Raw genomic sequence first — 15,945 nt, 5'->3', positions numbered from 1 at the left:
GCGATCAGGATGCGATACGTCTCGCCGCCTGCAGCCTGGACGACCTGCTCGGCGCTGCGCGGCAGCGTGTAGGGCGTCTCCGCTGGTGACCCGGCGGCGATCGGAGTGCCGGGTGCCGCCAGCGCGAGCATGATGGCCGAGATCATGCTCACCACCGGTATTGCAGCCGCAGGTTCAACGTCCGTCCCGACCCATAATAGCAGGACGCCGGCGACGAGCACAAAGCGACATAGCGATGGTTGGTCAGGTTGCGCGCATTGACCGACAGGATGATGCCGCTGGCAAAGGCCTTGCGCAGAAACAGGTCGTACAGGGTGTAGCTGGGCACGCGATAGGCATTGGCCGTGTCGCCATAGGAGACACCGACATAGCGCACGCCGCCGCCCAGTCCGACGCCGCCCAGCGGCCCGCCTTCGGCGAAGCGATAATCGGCGAACAGCGACCCCATCCAGTCGGGCACCTGTGCCAGACGGTTCCCCTGCTCCCCGGGCTCGCCCCGCGTGATCTCACTATCCATATAGGTGCCGGTCGCGATCAGGCTGAGCCCGCCGACCAGCGTCGCCTTGCCTTCCAGCTCGACGCCACGGATGCGCCCCTGCCCGGTCTGGACCTCACATGTCGTGCCGGCGCAGACATGGTTCTGGTCCGGGTCTGGGCTGGCGAGATTGTTCTGGGTCAGTTGGTACAGCGCCGCGGTGAGCAGCGCGTTGCTGCCGCGGGGCTGATATTTGACGCCCGCCTCATATTGCTCGCCGGTCGTCGGCTGGAAGGGCGTGCCATCGAAATACTGGCCCGTCGTCGGCTCGAACGAGGTGGCGTAACTGGCGTAGGGTGCCACGCCACTCGGCGAAACCCAGGTGGCACCCGCCCGCCAGGTCGCCTTGTCCGCCTTGGTTAACGTCACCGGATCGGTCGCGCCGGTCGCCAGTTCGTTCACCTGATGGTTCTTCGCCCAGTCATAGCGCGCGCCCATGGTGACATGGAGCTGTCCGACCGTGACCTGGTCCTGGCCATAGACGCCGACCTGCTCCAGCCGCGCGTTCAGATGGACCTGCGGGCTCAGCGTCTGGAGAACACTGCCGATGCCCTGCGACACGGGATTGAAGATGTCGGGCATCGGCGGGACGTTCGTCGACAGGTCGCGCAGGTGACGCCATTCGGTATCGAGCATGTCGACGCCGACCAGCACACGGTGCTCCATCGGGCCGGTATCGATGCGGCCTTCGACCTTGGTATCCAGGCCATAACCGTCCGAATGGCCGACGCCCTGCACCGCGCGACGATTGATCGTCTGTCCGTTGGCCAGCGTGCCGCCGCGCAGCACCGTTCCCTGGAACAACGTCTCGACCCGCGTGTACCGACCATTCTGCCTAAGCTCGAACCGATCGGAGAAGGCGTGGCGCAGTTCGTAGCCGACCAGATACTCGTTCCGGTCGTAGGTGTTGAACTGCGGCTCGCCCAGAAAGGCGTCGAGGCGGATATGCTGCCCCCCCGCCCCCGGTTGCCGCGACCCGATATCGGGCAGGAACTGGAAGGTCGATCCCCCCTCGTCCCGCTGATGCTGGGCCATCAATGTGATGCTGGTCGCGGCGTCGGGCACCCAGGTCAGGCTGGGTGCGATATAATAGCGGCCCGTCTTGATCGCATCGATCTGCGCATCGCCATAGCGCGCTAGCCCGACGAGCCGCGCGCGGACCGTGCCGTCGGCGGTGAGCGGGCCGGACACGTCGGCAGCGCCCTGATATTGCCATTTGCCGAGGTTGGTGAACCCGGCCCCCTGCAACATGATCTCGCCACGCGGGCTCGCGGTCGGGCGCTTCGTCACCAGATTGACGATACCGCCCGGCGCCACTTGCCCGAACAATACCGCAGAAGGGCCTTTCAGCACCTCGATCTGCTGAAGCGCGAAGGGATCGAAGGCGGTGCGCGTCCATTGCCCGCCGGCGGGCAGGCGGATGCCGTCGAGGAACAGATTGTCGCTGAAGCTGCCGGCGGCGAAGCCGCGCACCGAAAAGCTGTCGGCCCGGCTGTCGATACCGTCCTGTTCGGCCTGAACGCCGGCGGTATAGGCGAGCGCCTCGGTCACGCTATGGACCGCACGAACGTCGAGTTCCTCGCGCGTGATGACCGAGATGGATTGCGGCACCTCGATCAGCCGGGTGGCGGTCTTCGTCCCCGACGTCGCCTCGGTCTGTCCGGTGGCCGTCACGACGATCTCGCTGTCGCGAAGCGCGTCGCCCTGACTCTCCTGCGCCGCGACCGGCCACGCCACCGATGACAGCAGCAGCCCGACAACCCAATACATCTTCATAGCTTCCCCGCCCCTGGTCACCGCCCCCCGGCGGCGCTTCCTCAAAAGGTTCGAAGGGGCCTCTAAGCGATAAGGATAATGCGAGTCAATCGCATCTCTGCGGTGCTGTAGTGCTGCTACAAGGGGGGCGCACCGACAAGGGACGGCAGGTGCGTACTACGGCCGTCGGCCCGTTCCCCGCCAACGGCTGGGGCCTGAACGACGTGATCGGGAACGTCTGGGAATGGACCGCCACCCATTGGGACAAGGGCGTGGCGGAAGGATGCTGCGGCGGACAACCGCACGGACCGACGCGCTTTGTGGTGAAGGGAGGTTCATTCCTCTGCTCCGACCAATATTGCGCGCGATACCGTCCGGCGGCTCGGCAGCCCCAGTCGGCCGACACCGCAACCAGTCACATCGGGTTTCGCTGCGCACGTTAGCCGAGGACGTTGCCCGGAGCCTGCGCAGGTTGGCGCAAGCGGGTCCGCCCCCTGCCCTTCTTCTGCCGGGCCTGAGTGCGCGTACCAGCCTCGCCTCTTCGGACGGCGAATACACCAACTACCCCGCCGGCCGGTGCCCGCTGGAGGTGCAGACCGCCGCCACGACGCGGTGCAGCCTGACTGGCCGCCGTCTCGCCTCGTTGCCACGCTTTGCGATCACCGCCGGGCTGGATTACCAGCGGCCGGTCGGTGACGCGCAGGTGTTCGTCCACGTCGACACCGCCTCGCGCAGCGGCTTCAATGGCGACCCCAGCCTTTCGCGATTCACCTACATCCGCGGGTACAACCTGACCAACGCCAACATCGGCTACCGCTTCGCGGACGGGCTGGAAGTGATCGTCTGGGCGCGCAACCTGCTCGATGCCGACTATATCCAGAACCTGACGATTCAGGCGGGCAACTCCGGCCTGATCGTCGGCACTCCCAGCGATCCGCGCATCATCGGCGGGACAATCCGCTTCCGGATGTGATGCGAAACACGGCATGCGCAACGGCCTTGTGAACGCACACGGCGACAGCGTTTTCGGCAGGACCTCTTTCACCGAATCTGACATGAGATGCGGACTCATTTCGAGCGGAGACAATGGCTATCTCCGGAGTACGAGTGATGAAGACCAGTTTCATTCGCCCGGCATCGGATCTGATCGGGATTGTGGCCGGCTTTCGCCAGCGCAGTTCGCTGTCATCCAGCCCGCCGATGACCGTGGCGCTTCCCGCACGACCCGAGCTGTTCGTCGAGTTCTATTTCGGGACGCCTTATCGAACGCGATCCGGTCATGCCCCGTCCACCGTGCTCGTCGGTCCCACCACGCATCATCATACGGACATCGAGATCGCGGGCACGATCGATACCTTCACGATCAAGTTCCAGCCCACGGCGTTGCACCGGCTCTTCGGTCTGCCGGGTCCCCTCCTCGTCGACATGGCGGAAGAGGCTGCCGCCGTCGAAGCCGGATTTCAGGACTTGCGGGAACGGTTGCAGGTGACGCCGCATGTCGCCGAGCGGATCGATATCGCGCAGACATGGCTGCGCAGGCGAATGCTGTCCGCCCGATCTCCGGACGGGATCGATCGGGCTGCCCGGCTGATCCGACGATCGGCGGGCGGTATCCCTCTCGCGCATCTGGCAGAGGGATGTGCGATGGAGCCGCGCAATTTCCGCCGCCGATTTGCCGAGGCGGTGGGTATGTCCCCCAAGCTGTACAGCCGTATCGCCCGGTTTCATGCGGCGCTGGAACTGAAGGGCCGGCAGCCGACGCTGACATGGACCGACATATCGCAATACTTCGGGTATTTCGATCAGTCGCACCTGTTGCGCGACCTGTCCGAGTTCGCGGACGGCATGGCCATTCCAGGACGATATCGGGCAAGGGACACATCCGTCGCTGCCGATATTTCCTATTCCGACCGCCAGGCCGGTGGCATCGCTTCTCCAGCTGCATGGAGATCCGATCGATGCCCCTGACGTCCGACGCCCCCGCCGATATCGTCGCCTGGCTGGAAACGCATTGCCGTGCGTGGAACGAAGATGACGTGCCGGGCATGTTCTCTGCTGCTGCGGACGATCTCCACTGGGTCAATGTGGTCGGCATGCACTGGCAGGGCCGGGATGCGTCGCTCGCAGCGCATGTCGCCTTCTTCCGGCAGATGTTCGCGGGCGTGCCGCTGACGCTTGCGTCGATCGAGAGCGTCACACCTGTTGGTGAAACCGTGCGGGTCGCCGTCGTGCGATGGCTGGTCGGCGACTATATGGTGCCGACTGGGGAAGTCGTGGCCGGGGAGGAAAACCGTATGAGCCTGGTGTTCTCCGGGTCGGACGACACACTTCGATTGCGGCACGTCGCCAATGTTCGCATCGATCCCATCGCCGCTGCGCATGACCCGATGCACCCCGGGAACGTCCGCCCGACCGTCATGTAACCGGGTCCGGGATCGTGTCCCGCTTTCCGAAACTCTTTCCCAATCGGACGATCGCGAGCGGCGGCGAGCCATGTACCGCTCACCAACCCGCCGTCGACGTGCTGGACGCGGGCGCCTGATTGTCACCCGACACCGGCGGACCGGGAGCAGGTCAAGGTATGCCGACGCCCGACCTGGGAACGGACTTACGAGTGTTGGTGCGCTGCCCCGAAACGCCAGCTTGGTCCGGTCGAAGCATTTCTTCTTAATCCCCATCTATTCGGTAGGGTATCTCGGTCACGGAGGCTTTGTGACCGACCGCCAGCGTGAAACATCCGTCCGGAGTGAGTTGCGATCCGTCCCTGCCGGGCCGGTTGGCGAGGCGCTTTCTGCCTTACGCGCGGCGCGGGAGAACTGGCGCACCCGCCAGGACGAGGCGCGCGACGTGGAAAGTTTCCCGTCGCGCGGCGCGCTGGAGCGTATTGTCCAACTGCTGTCGGCGGCACTCTATCCACGCCGGATCGGATCTTATCGGGGAGCGGCCAGTGACGAGGATGGCTTTGTTGCTGCCAAACTCCTCGCTGCGCTGTCCGAACTCGAACGCGAGATTGACCTCGAACTGGGGTATTGGCAGCACGAAACCGGCGCGTTCGAGCCCGATCATGCCGCCACGATCGTCCGCCTTTTCATCAGCACGCTCGGCGATATTCGCCGTTTGATCGACAGCGATGTGGAGGCTGCCTTCGTCGGCGACCCCGCCGCGCGCAGCGTGGACGAGATCTTGCTATGCTATCCGGGCGCGATTGCCAGCCTGCACCATCGGATCGCCCACCAATTATACAGCCTCGGCGTGCCGATTATCGCGCGGATCATCTCCGAGCTCGCCAACGAGCGCACCGGCATCGACATTCATCCGGGCGCGACCATCGGAGAACGGTTCTTCATCGATCACGGGACGGGCGTGGTGATCGGCGAAACCGCGGTCATCGGCGCACGTGTGCGGCTCTATCAGCACGTTACGCTCGGGGCGCGCAGCCCGGCGGGCGCCGCACGGGATGATGTTCGCGAGCGCCATGCGCGACACCCGATCGTAGAAGACGATGTGGTGATCTACGCCGGCGCCACCATTCTTGGCCGGGTACGGATCGGCGCGCGATCCACGATTGGCGGGAATGTTTGGCTCCTCTCGGACGTGCCGGGGGACAGTGTCGTCGTGCAGCCGGAAGCGCGCCGGCTTGAGCGGTCCGCGGGGCTCGACCTGCGCGAGACGCTGTTTCGGGCGACATCACCATGACTGTTGCCGCGCGACCCATTATTGGCGTTCTGTGCTGCAACGAAACGATCGATCGCGCGGTCCAGACCGTCGCGACACGCTTTGTGGCGCCGCTGTCGCGTTTTTCCCACGCCACCGTGGTGCTGGTGCCTGCAGTGCGCGATGCGGTCGATACCGCCGCGTTCGCCGGAATGCTCGACGGATTGCTCCTTACGGGCTCCCGCTCCAACGTGTCTCCAGAGCGTTACGGCGGCAGACCCTTGCCCACTGGCCAGCGTTGCGACCCCGAACGCGATGCCGTCGCGCTGGCGCTGGCGGAGCGGATGATCGAAGCGGGCAAGCCGGTCCTCGGCATTTGCCGGGGCTTGCAGGAGATCAACGTCCTGTTCGGCGGCACGTTGTCGAGCGATTGCGGCGGCGCGCAGCATCATCGTGGATCATGGGATGATGGTTTCGACGCCTTGTTCGACCATTGCCATGACGTTCATCTGCATGCCGACGGCCTGCTCGCGCGATCTACCGGGCACCAGCGCATTTCGGTCAACTCGGTCCATGAGCAGGGCATTGACCGGCTGGGCGCAGGGCTGTCGATCGAGGCGACGGCGGCGGACGACGGACTGATCGAAGCCGTACGCGCCAAACCGTGCGGCGGCGACGTGCTGGCGGTGCAGTGGCACCCCGAATGGGACGTGGAAAACCGCCCCGAGAGTCGCGCCTTCTTCACGCTTGCAAGCGACCTGTTGCGCGCCTCGGCGGCTGCACGATGACATTTGGCCCGCCATCCGTCGGGCCGCGCAAGGACACGCCTGGCTAGCTCCCTAGCGTAAACTCCCGGCCCGACGTCACCGCGTCGGGCCAGTTTTTTCCAACGTTTTGAACAGGTTTTCTTCGTTACGGATTTTGGGGAAGCGGTAGGCAGGTCAATCCAAACCGCGGAATTCAAACACAAAAGCGTACAACAAAAGGGATTGTAGTGTGCCCCACCTTCGCGTGCTCGCGCTCAGCGCTTCGACACTTGCTTTGTTTCACGCCGTTGGCACCAACGCGCAAAGCGCCCCCGCCACGCCGCAGCCCGCGTCCGAGCCAGCGGCGGAAGCAAGCGACATCGTCGTAACCGGCACGCGGACGGTCGGCCGGTCGCGGCTCGACAGTTCGGCGCCGGTCGACGTGCTGAGCGCCGCAAGCCTGCAGCGCCAGGGCACGACCGAACTCGCCACGTCGCTCGCAGCGGTCGTACCTTCAATCGACTTTCCGCGCTCCTCCGCGGTCGACGGCACGGACTCGATCCGCCCGGCCACGTTGCGGGGCCTGTCCCCGGATCAGACACTCGTCCTTATCAACGGCGTGCGCGCGCACACGTCGGCACTGATCAACACCAACGGATCAGTGGGCCGCGGTGCCGCCTCGGTCGACCTCAATACCATCCCCTCGGTCGCGCTGGACCGGATCGAAGTGCTGCGCGACGGTGCGGCTGCGCAATATGGCTCGGACGCGATTGCCGGCGTGGTCAATCTCCGACTCCGCGAAGCGCGGACCGGCGGCGGGGCGAGCGTCACCTATGGCCAGTACATCACTGACGTGGACACCGCGCGCGGATCGCGCAGCGAGCGCGATGGCGAAACGGTCACGGCATCAGCCTGGCAGGGCATCGGGCTGGGTTCCGACGGGTTTCTCACCGTGTCGGGCGAGTATCTGAACCGCAACCCGACCAGCCGCGGCGACTTCGATCCGCGCAAGACGCCAATCCGCGTCCGCTCGCGCTTCGGCGATCCCGATGTGGAGCAATATAGCGGCTACATCAACGCCGGGAAGCCGCTCGGCGACAGCGGCTGGACGCTGTACGGCTTCGGCGGATACCAGCACCGGGACAGCACGAGCGCCGCGACGCCGCGCATCAACGGCGGCACCGACAACAATCTGAGCGCCGCGGCGCTTGCGAGCATCTACCCCGATGGCTTCACCCCGCTGATCGCGGTGACATCGGACGACCTGACCGCTACCGGCGGGATTCGCGGAGCGCTGTCAGGCTGGAACGTCGATCTCAACCTGTCGTACGGCCGCAACGAGCTGACCTTCTTCACCCGCAATTCGGGGAACGCGACCTACGGTGCCGCGTCTCAGACCAATTTCTACGACGGCAAACTGACCTACGACCAGCTTGTCGGCGGGATCGACGTATCGCGCGAACAGCCTCTGTTCGGTGATGGGACGATCAACATTGCCTGGGGCATCGAATATCGTCGCGAGGGCTTCCAGATCGGCGCAGGCGAGCCGACGTCGTACAACCGCGCCGTGGGCGCCAGTTCGACGCTTGGCTCGGGCGCGCAGGGCTTCCCCGGCTTCCAGCCCTCCAACGTCGTCGACCAGCACCGCGACAACGTCTCGGGCTACCTGGATCTCGAGGCGAAGCCGGTCAACAAGGTGACGCTGGGGCTGGCGGTACGCGGCGAAAGCTATTCCGATTTCGGCGAGACGGCGACGGGCAAGCTGTCCGCCCGCTATGAATTTGCGCCGTGGTTCGCGGTGCGCGGCACTGCCTCGACCGGCTTCCGCGCGCCGTCGCTTCAGCAGCAATATTTCACCTCGACCGCGTCCGTGCTGACCAATGGGGCGATCGTCGAGACCGGGCTGTTCCCCTCCACCAGCCCGGTCGGCATCGCACTTGGCGGCAAGCCGCTGCGGCCGGAGCGCGCGCGCAACCTGTCGGCCGGCATCGTCCTGCGATCGGGCGGGTTCGATCTGTCGATCGACGCCTATCAGATCAAGATTCGCGACCAGATCGCATTGTCGGAGAACTTGGGCGGCGCGGTGGTGGCGGCGCTGCTGGCGGCCAACCCGACCACCAACAATGTCACCGCCGGGCGGTTTTTCCTCAACGGCATCCGCTCGACCACCAAGGGTATCGATGTGGTCGCGCATTACCGCACGACGACGTCCAGCCTGGGGACGTTCGACCTTACAGCGGCCGCCAACATCAACGATATCAAGATCACGCGCGCACCGGCGTCGGCGACCATCGTGTCCTCGGCCGGCAGCGCGACGCTGCCGATCTTCAGCCGGCAGCGGATCGTCTCGTTCGAGCAGGGGACGCCCCGTGAAAAGGTGGTCGGCACGATTGACTGGTCGCTCGACAAGATCGGCGCCACGGCGCGGGCATCCTATTACGGCGATGTGACCCAGCCAAACAACACCGGCTTTGCACAGGACGATATCCACACAGGGCGGCACACCATCTTCGACCTGGAGGCCAGATATACCGTCACGCGCACCGTGACGCTTGCGGTGGGTGCGAACAACCTGCTGGACACCTATCCCGATTACGTCCGACTGACTTCGTCGCGCGGCGTCGCCCTCAACAGCACCGGGCTGGTCGGCTTTCCCTATTACTCGCCGTTCGGCTTCAATGGCCGATATGTGTACGGCCGCATCGGCGTGACCTGGTAGTCGCTCTTGTCCGGGGGAGCGTCCTGCACCCCCGGACCGCTACAGCCCTTCCGCTACCCAATGCGCATTGGATAACCGCCGCGCGAGCGTCCAGGCCTGGTTGCGGATGTCGGGTACGGCAACAATCTCCCAGAATGCGCCGCGCGTCATCGGGCCGAGCGCAAAGATCCGGTCGTTGGGCACGCCATCGTACCCGATCACGCGCATTTGCTCATCGACGTCGATACCGAGCCGGGCACTGTCCGGCTGGATGACCCCCGCTTGCGTCAGACGATGGAGAAGCGGTTCGGACGTGCGATGCAAATGCCCCTGCGGCCCGGTGCAGTTGATGATGCGCTGGACGACGATTCCCTGTGTGTCGCTCCGGCCTCTGGGGCGCCAGTCCACCGCCACGCCTTCCTGGCGTTCCGTTGCGAAGGCGATCTTGCCCGCGACGACACGAAGCTGCCCGCTTTCCTGCAAGGCCGCGATCCGCGTCGCGACGGCGGGAGCGAGGCGGTGCCGGTGTATGTCCCACCAAGGCCGCGCATGCCGGATGAACCGCTCGCGCTCGGCGAGCGACGCCGCGCGCCACATGTCCTGCGTGAACGGTCGCAGTTCGTCGATGGCGCTGCGCCAGCCGATCGCGGCCGCGCGCTCGCGGAGCGTCCGCACGAGGCGGGATAGAACCGGCGCGGGGCGTTCCTTGATCGGCACCCAAGGCTCCCCCGGTGCGGCATGCGCATGCGGCAACAGCCCACGTCTCGACAGTGCGACGATCCGGCCCCGGAATCCCTTGGCGTCCAAGAGGAGAACGACATCGACCATCGTCAGGCCCGTCCCCAGAACCAACACCGTGTCGTCCGCACCGAGTTCGGCGGTTGCCGCCGGGTTCCAGCAATCGGCCGCGTAGCGTGCTGGCGCCAGCGCCGCAGCGTCAATCTCAGGCGGCGTGTGTGGCGGCAAATTGCCGACCGCGAGGATCGCGGCATCGGCGATGACACAATCCCCATCTGCCAGTTTGATCGTAACCCTGTCCTGGGCTTCGACGTCGCTGGCGTCGCCCCGCACGATGCGAAGGCGGCCGGGGAAATCCGCCGCAGCACGGTCGAGCAAATCGCGCAGATAGTCACCGTAGGCCAGCCGGGGCACGAACGTCCGTCCCGCCTCGCCCAGCCCCCTTCTGTCGAGCCAGCGAACGAAATGGTCCGGGTCATCTGGAAACGCACTCATGTTGGCCGCGCGCACGTTGAGGAGGTGAGACGGATGCGCGGCTCCATAGGCAAGGCCCGCTCCGGCATCCGGCTGACGATCGATCAGGGTCGCGCGCGGGCCGTCATGGCGAAGAAGGTTGATGGCCGCCAGCGAGCCCGAGAAGCCGGCACCAACGATCGCGACATGATCGATCAAGTGCGCAGCCTGCTGCTGTCATGACGCATTCGATGCTTCATCCGCTTTCTCCAGTTCCTGTCGCGCATCAACCCGCGGCAGGCAGAAACCTGTCCGCGCTCGGCCCGCACGGCCGGCCGCTACACCCCGAAAATAGTCCAGCTTGCCCCATCGATAGATTTGCACGGCTTTAATCCCTATCATTATGATGGAGTATTCCAGGATGACAGGAGAAAGCCAATGTCGCTGAAGCTTGGAGACACGGTTCCCGATTTTACGCAGGATTCAACCGCAGGCCGGTTCGCCTTTTACGATTGGGCAGGCGACAGCTGGGTCGTCCTTTTCTCGCATCCGCGCGATTTCACCCCCGTCTGCACGACGGAACTGGGCGCGGTGGCTGCTCTCAAACCGGCATTCGACGCGCGCGGCGTCAAGGTCGTCGGCTTGTCCGTCGATCCGCTCGAAAGCCATGAGCGTTGGGCGGACGACATCGCCGAGACACAGGGCCACGCCCTCAACTTTCCCCTGATCGCCGACGCCGACCGCCGCGTCTCAGAACAGCTTGACCTCATCCACCCCGGCGCGTCCGACACGACCACGGTGCGCACCGTGCTGGTCATCGATCCGCAGAAGAAGCTTCGGCTGACGCTGACCTATCCGGCCTCAACAGGTCGCAATTTCGCGGAAATCCTGCGCGCGATCGACAGCCTGCAACTGACCGACCGCCACAAGGTCGCGACCCCGGCCAATTGGGAGCAGGGCCAGGATGTCATCATCGTTCCGTCGATTGGCGACGAAACGGCGGCCGCGCTGTTTCCAGATGGCTGGCAGACGATCAAACCCTATCTGCGCGTCGTCAAGCAACCGGCATGAACCTCGACGTGCCCGCCGCAGACGCAGCAGCCCCGCGGAAGGTCGAGGCCCCGACCCTTGTCGTCGCTGCCGCCATCTACGGCGGCTGGCTGGCCGCGACATACTGGCATGATGCCATTCCCGTGCCGCTGCTGGCAGTGGCTGGCGGGTGGCTGATCGCGTGGCATGGTTCGCTGCAGCACGAGACGATCCACGGGCATCCCACAGGATCACGCCGGGTGAACGCGGCAATCGGCTTTCCGCCCCTCGCACTGTGGCTGCCTTATGCGATCTACGCGCGAAGCCACGTCGCCCATCACCGCAGCCCGGCGATCACCGATCCGCTGCATGATCCGGAATCGCGCTACGTGACTCACGCTCGCGGCGTCGCGGGCATGGCCGCACGCGCGCAGGCAACGCTCCTCGGACGCCTGTTGCTGGGGCCGCCGATCGCGGTCCTGACCCTTTTGGTCGAGGAAAGACTGCGGGCGAGACGTGCCCCCGTCGCTGTCTTGCGTGACTGGGTGCCGCACTTCCTGGCCGTCGCACTGGTGGCGGAATGGCTGGCGTGGGCGCGGTTCGGCATCGGCCACTATATCCTGCTGTTCGTCTATCCGGGCATGGCCCTGACCCTGTTGCGATCGTTCGCAGAGCATCGGGCGGATCTTTCGGCGCCCGGTCGGGCCGCGACCGTGGAACGCGCCCGCATCCTCGGCTTGCTGTATCTCAACAACAATCTGCACGCCGCCCACCATGACCGTCCTGATCTCGCCTGGTATCGGCTGCCCGCGCATTACCGGACGAACCGAGCGCGCCTCACCGGCGATGCGCGCCCCGCCTATCCCACGTATGGCGCTATCGCTCGGGCGTTTTTTCTGAAGCGGCATGACATGCTGGTTCATCCCGCGCATCGCGATGCCGCGCCGTGAACCGGCCCGTCGCCTCGCTGGGGATGTACGAGCACGCGGCCCAGCGTGCCGCTAACGATCGGCTGTGGGGCGAGATCGCCCGTCACCTGACCGCGCGCGGTATCAAGGCACCCGCCGCTCTCGACCGAAGCCGCCCCGTCGAAGCGACCTGGCGCGACCCGGCACTCCTGTTCGGCCAAACGTGCGGCTATCCACTGGTGCAGGATCCCAATCTCGCGCTGCGGGTGATCGGCATACCCGTCTATGTCGCGCCGGGTTGCGACCAAGGCCGCCACCTGAGCTACATCGTTAGCCGATCCGACGACCATGAGGCGGGGCTTGCGGCGTATCGCGGCCGCCGCGCCGCCATCAACGCTCGCCATTCGAATTCAGGATATAACCTGCTCCGCGCCGCCGTCGCACCTCTGGCCCGGAACGGGCGCTTTTTCGCCGATGTTGTGGAAAGCGGGTCGCACCGCGCGAGCGTGGACGCGATACGGCGCGGTGATGCCGATATCGCGGCCATCGACGCGGTCACCTATGCCGCGCTGCGTAGGTTCGAACCGGACGCGATCGTTGGCCTTCGCATCATCGCCACGACGCCCCCCACCCCGACGCTGCCATTCGTCACCTCGCGATCGACTGGCATCGAAACCGTCGCGGCGCTCCGCATCGCGCTTGCCGCCGTCATCGCCGATCCGGCGCTCGCCGACGCCCGCGACGCGCTGTTTCTTCACGACGTGATCCCGGCGGGAGCGGAGCGCTACGCCTCGGTCCGGGCGCTGGAACTGGACGCGATCACCGCCGGCTACCCTATCCTGCAATGACGGAGGATCCCCATGCGCCGTATACTCCTATCGCTTGGATTGATGCTTGCCGCTCCGCTCGAAGCGCAGACGCTGACCTTCGACGCGCATCTCGACCTGCCCAAATCCGCATCGCAACCCGGCTGGAATGGGCTAACGGACGCTTCTTCGCAGTTCGATCTCGACAAGGCCAAAGCGGGCGGGCTCAACGCGGCCGCTATCGCATTGTTCGTGCCGCAGGGCCCGCGCGACCCCGCGTCGCTTGCAAAGGCGCAAGCGGACCTGCGCAGTCGCGATGCCGCGATCCACGCCATTGTCGACGCCAATCCGTCGCGGGCAGCGCTTGCGCTGTCGCCCGCGGAGGTGCGGCGCATCGTGGCAAGCGGACGGTTCGCGCTGGTGGAAAGCCTGCTGAACGCCTGGCCGCTTGGCGATGACCTGGGCCAATTCGATCGCTGGTATGCCCGCGGCGTCCGCATCGTCGGATTCGTCCATGCCGGCCACAACCAGTTCGCCGATTCCTCCCGCCCCGCGCTGGCGTTCGGCGACAAGCCGGTGGACCACAATGGCCTCTCTTCGCTTGGCAAGGCGGCGGTCGGTCGCCTCAACGATCTCGGTGTCCTCATCGATGTGTCGCAATTGTCCGACGCGGCGTTCGATCAAGTCCTGGCGCTAACGCGCGCGCCGGTGATCGCCAGCCATTCCGATGTGCGCGCGCTGGTCGAGACGTCCCGCAATCTCACCGATGCGCAGCTCGACGCGCTGAAGGCCAATGGGGGCGTCGTCGCAATCAACGCCTTCAGCGCCTATCTGCGCGCCCGGTCGGCCGCGACCAAGGCTGCGGTGGCGGACCTACAGCGCAGCTATGGCCTTAGCCCGGAAGGTGGGACGGCGCTCCCGCCCGAGCAGCAGGCGGACTACGACCGACGCTATCACGAGATTGTCGGAAAGGAGCCCAAGGCGACCGTCTCGGACCTCGTCGATGCGGTGGATTATGCGGTGAAGCGTATTGGCATCGACCATGTCGCGGTGTCCTCCGACTTCAATCACGGCGGCGGCGTCATCGGATGGAATGACGAAAGTGAACTTCCAAACGTCACCACCGAGTTGAAACGACGCGGCTACACGCCAGCTCAAATCAATCAATTGTGGAGCGGCAATATCCTCCGCATATGGCAGGCAGCCATCGACGCCCGGAAACACAGCTCGTGATCGCCGCGCGCGCAGCATGTCTCGCATCTGCCCTGTTTCGTCCTGGCGCGACCGGAATGCGTTCTGGCGCAGGCACATTGCCCATCGGAGCAGTAGGAATATCTTTGGCGTCTGGGGCGTGATCCGACTCGGCCCGCGTTGATGGCCGAAAGCTACGCCGCCTCCTTCAAGGGAGAGCAGTCATGGACTTTGTTGCTGACCTGCTGACCGAACCTTCCGAGCCTGTGTTCGTAACGGTTAAGGGCGATGTATCGCCCTCATCCCAGCAACATGTAGAGCTGGACATCGCCAAATTTCGCAGCGGCCGGTGGGCCATGCAGCTCGACGCTGCGTTCGCGCGCCGTGAGGCACCAGCCGTGATCGTTGCACAGGGCGTCGCGTGTCTGGCGGTCTCCTGGTGGGCCCAGCTGTCACCACGGAGCTATTTGCATCGCATCGGCGGCGCCGTGTTTCGCGCGCCATTGAGCATCGGGGTAGGCCAGCTAGCGACTGCGGCCGCAGTTCGAAGCGGTCCGACCTATCGCCTGCCGTTTCCTTCCATCGTGCTGAACGACGCTTCTTTCCGGATGGCAGAGACTCTGTCGCTTGCCGATAAGTGGGGAAGCCGCTTCGTCGTCGGGGCTGGTCCACAGCCGGGCCGGCCAAGCAACCAGCACAATAATGGGGCGGATGCGCGGGATTTTCTTCTTGCATACCTTCCCCTGCTGGAGCGCGTCTCCCCTGGAGAGACAGTTCCACCAACAGATGCTTTCGCCCACCAGCCCGGCACGCAAGGCTGACTCGGGCCAGCGCGAGCAACCCACGCAAAGCGCTCCGCGCGTCGGACATGCGTCACGATAACTGTCATTTCACTCCGGGCTAGCCGGCGTACTCGCGCGTAGATCGACACCGGCTTGGCCTTGAAAGGCACGATATCGAAGCTGTCGGGATCGTGAATCAGCCCAAAGCGTCCCTTCGACGCGATCAGTTCCGCGATCGCGCGGCGATGCCGATCGGAATGGATGCTCGAGAAGACGAGCGCCGGCGCGCCGCTGCCGAGCGCTTCGACCTGCGGCGGCAAGGGCGTCGCGTGATCGAGGACATGGTGGGCGCCCATCGGTTGAGCCCAGGCGCGCGTCTCCGGTCGGGGGGCGGTCGCGATCACCGTCAGGTCGGTCAGCTGTCGTGCCAGTAGGATCGCGACCGACCCGATGCCCCCCCCCCCGCCCGCAACGGGCCGATGCACGTCGATCCGGTCGAACAGCATTTCCCACCCGGTCACCCCCCGTCAGCGGCAACGCGGGGGCTTCCGCCCAGTCGAGGGTGACAGGCTTGGTGCCGACCAGTCAGTCTTCGACTGTGGATCGGCGTGGAAAAGGGACCCCGGTAGCGGGGTGATCGGCGTCGAAAA

General features: G+C 65.4%; 14 protein-coding genes and 1 pseudogene. 12 read left to right on the top strand and 3 right to left on the bottom strand.

Annotated features, from left to right (window positions below; translation table 11 throughout):
- Positions 1–148: 148 nt before the first annotated feature.
- A complete protein-coding gene (locus ACFDSW_RS08805) occupies positions 149–2,305 on the bottom strand; it encodes a TonB-dependent siderophore receptor (RefSeq protein WP_375249915.1) in 2,157 nt (718 codons plus the stop codon).
- 116 nt (positions 2,306–2,421) lie between these two features.
- Between ACFDSW_RS08805 and ACFDSW_RS08800 the strand changes: the two genes are divergently transcribed.
- The 7 genes from ACFDSW_RS08800 to ACFDSW_RS08770 all read left to right on the top strand — a co-directional run bounded on the left by ACFDSW_RS08800 (position 2,422) and on the right by ACFDSW_RS08770 (position 9,409).
- Entirely contained in the window at positions 2,422–2,733 is a 312-nt protein-coding gene (locus ACFDSW_RS08800; protein WP_375249914.1) for a formylglycine-generating enzyme family protein, read from the top strand.
- A 29-nt stretch (positions 2,734–2,762) separates the two neighbouring features.
- Positions 2,763–3,263 carry a TonB-dependent receptor gene (locus ACFDSW_RS08795; protein ID WP_375249913.1) on the top strand — a complete coding sequence of 167 codons (501 nt, stop codon included), beginning with the start codon at positions 2,763–2,765 and terminating at the stop codon, positions 3,261–3,263.
- 137 nt (positions 3,264–3,400) lie between these two features.
- Positions 3,401–4,258: a helix-turn-helix domain-containing protein gene (locus ACFDSW_RS08790; protein WP_375249912.1), complete on the top strand. Its 858-nt coding sequence runs from the start codon at positions 3,401–3,403 to the stop codon at positions 4,256–4,258.
- Positions 4,249–4,713, top strand: a complete 465-nt coding sequence (locus tag ACFDSW_RS08785) for an SgcJ/EcaC family oxidoreductase (RefSeq protein ID WP_375249911.1) — start codon at positions 4,249–4,251, stop codon at positions 4,711–4,713. Before ACFDSW_RS08790 ends, ACFDSW_RS08785 begins: the two co-directional genes overlap by 10 nt.
- A gap of 289 nt (positions 4,714–5,002) precedes the next feature.
- A complete protein-coding gene (gene epsC, locus ACFDSW_RS08780) occupies positions 5,003–5,986 on the top strand; it encodes a serine O-acetyltransferase EpsC (RefSeq protein WP_375249910.1) in 984 nt (327 codons plus the stop codon).
- The gene (locus tag ACFDSW_RS08775) at positions 5,983–6,732 is read left to right on the top strand and encodes a gamma-glutamyl-gamma-aminobutyrate hydrolase family protein (protein ID WP_375249909.1); all 750 of its coding nucleotides are present in this window, start codon (positions 5,983–5,985) and stop codon (positions 6,730–6,732) included. Before epsC ends, ACFDSW_RS08775 begins: the two co-directional genes overlap by 4 nt.
- A 208-nt stretch (positions 6,733–6,940) precedes the next feature.
- Complete coding sequence (locus ACFDSW_RS08770; RefSeq protein ID WP_375249908.1) at positions 6,941–9,409, top strand: TonB-dependent receptor plug domain-containing protein; 2,469 nt, start codon at positions 6,941–6,943, stop codon at positions 9,407–9,409.
- Between the two features lie 39 nt (positions 9,410–9,448).
- Here the strand turns inward: ACFDSW_RS08770 and ACFDSW_RS08765 are convergent, their stop codons facing one another.
- Complete coding sequence (locus ACFDSW_RS08765; protein WP_375249907.1) at positions 9,449–10,798, bottom strand: FAD/NAD(P)-binding protein; 1,350 nt, start codon at positions 10,796–10,798, stop codon at positions 9,449–9,451.
- A gap of 219 nt (positions 10,799–11,017) precedes the next feature.
- Between ACFDSW_RS08765 and ACFDSW_RS08760 the strand changes: the two genes are divergently transcribed.
- From ACFDSW_RS08760 to ACFDSW_RS08740, 5 genes are all read left to right on the top strand, one after another.
- Positions 11,018–11,650: a peroxiredoxin gene (locus tag ACFDSW_RS08760; protein ID WP_375249906.1), complete on the top strand. Its 633-nt coding sequence runs from the start codon at positions 11,018–11,020 to the stop codon at positions 11,648–11,650.
- A complete protein-coding gene (locus tag ACFDSW_RS08755) occupies positions 11,647–12,558 on the top strand; it encodes a fatty acid desaturase (RefSeq protein WP_375249905.1) in 912 nt (303 codons plus the stop codon). Before ACFDSW_RS08760 ends, ACFDSW_RS08755 begins: the two co-directional genes overlap by 4 nt.
- Positions 12,555–13,364, top strand: a complete 810-nt coding sequence (locus tag ACFDSW_RS08750; RefSeq protein WP_375249904.1) for a phosphate/phosphite/phosphonate ABC transporter substrate-binding protein — start codon at positions 12,555–12,557, stop codon at positions 13,362–13,364. The genes ACFDSW_RS08755 and ACFDSW_RS08750 overlap by 4 nt, the downstream gene beginning before the upstream one ends.
- A 12-nt stretch (positions 13,365–13,376) precedes the next feature.
- Complete coding sequence (locus tag ACFDSW_RS08745; RefSeq protein WP_375249903.1) at positions 13,377–14,555, top strand: dipeptidase; 1,179 nt, start codon at positions 13,377–13,379, stop codon at positions 14,553–14,555.
- A 182-nt stretch (positions 14,556–14,737) separates the two neighbouring features.
- Entirely contained in the window at positions 14,738–15,334 is a 597-nt protein-coding gene (locus tag ACFDSW_RS08740; RefSeq protein WP_375249902.1) for an alpha/beta hydrolase, read from the top strand.
- A 158-nt stretch (positions 15,335–15,492) separates the two neighbouring features.
- Here the strand turns inward: ACFDSW_RS08740 and ACFDSW_RS08735 are convergent.
- Positions 15,493–15,801: pseudogene (locus ACFDSW_RS08735) on the bottom strand (zinc-binding dehydrogenase); the annotation flags it as partial.
- Positions 15,802–15,945 lie beyond the last annotated feature (144 nt).

Source organism: Sphingomonas sp. (assembly GCF_042091075.1).
Classification (GTDB): Bacteria; Pseudomonadota; Alphaproteobacteria; order Sphingomonadales; family Sphingomonadaceae; genus Sphingomonas.
Note: the sequence above shows the minus strand (reverse complement) of the source record. Positions and strands in the feature narration are given on the sequence as shown.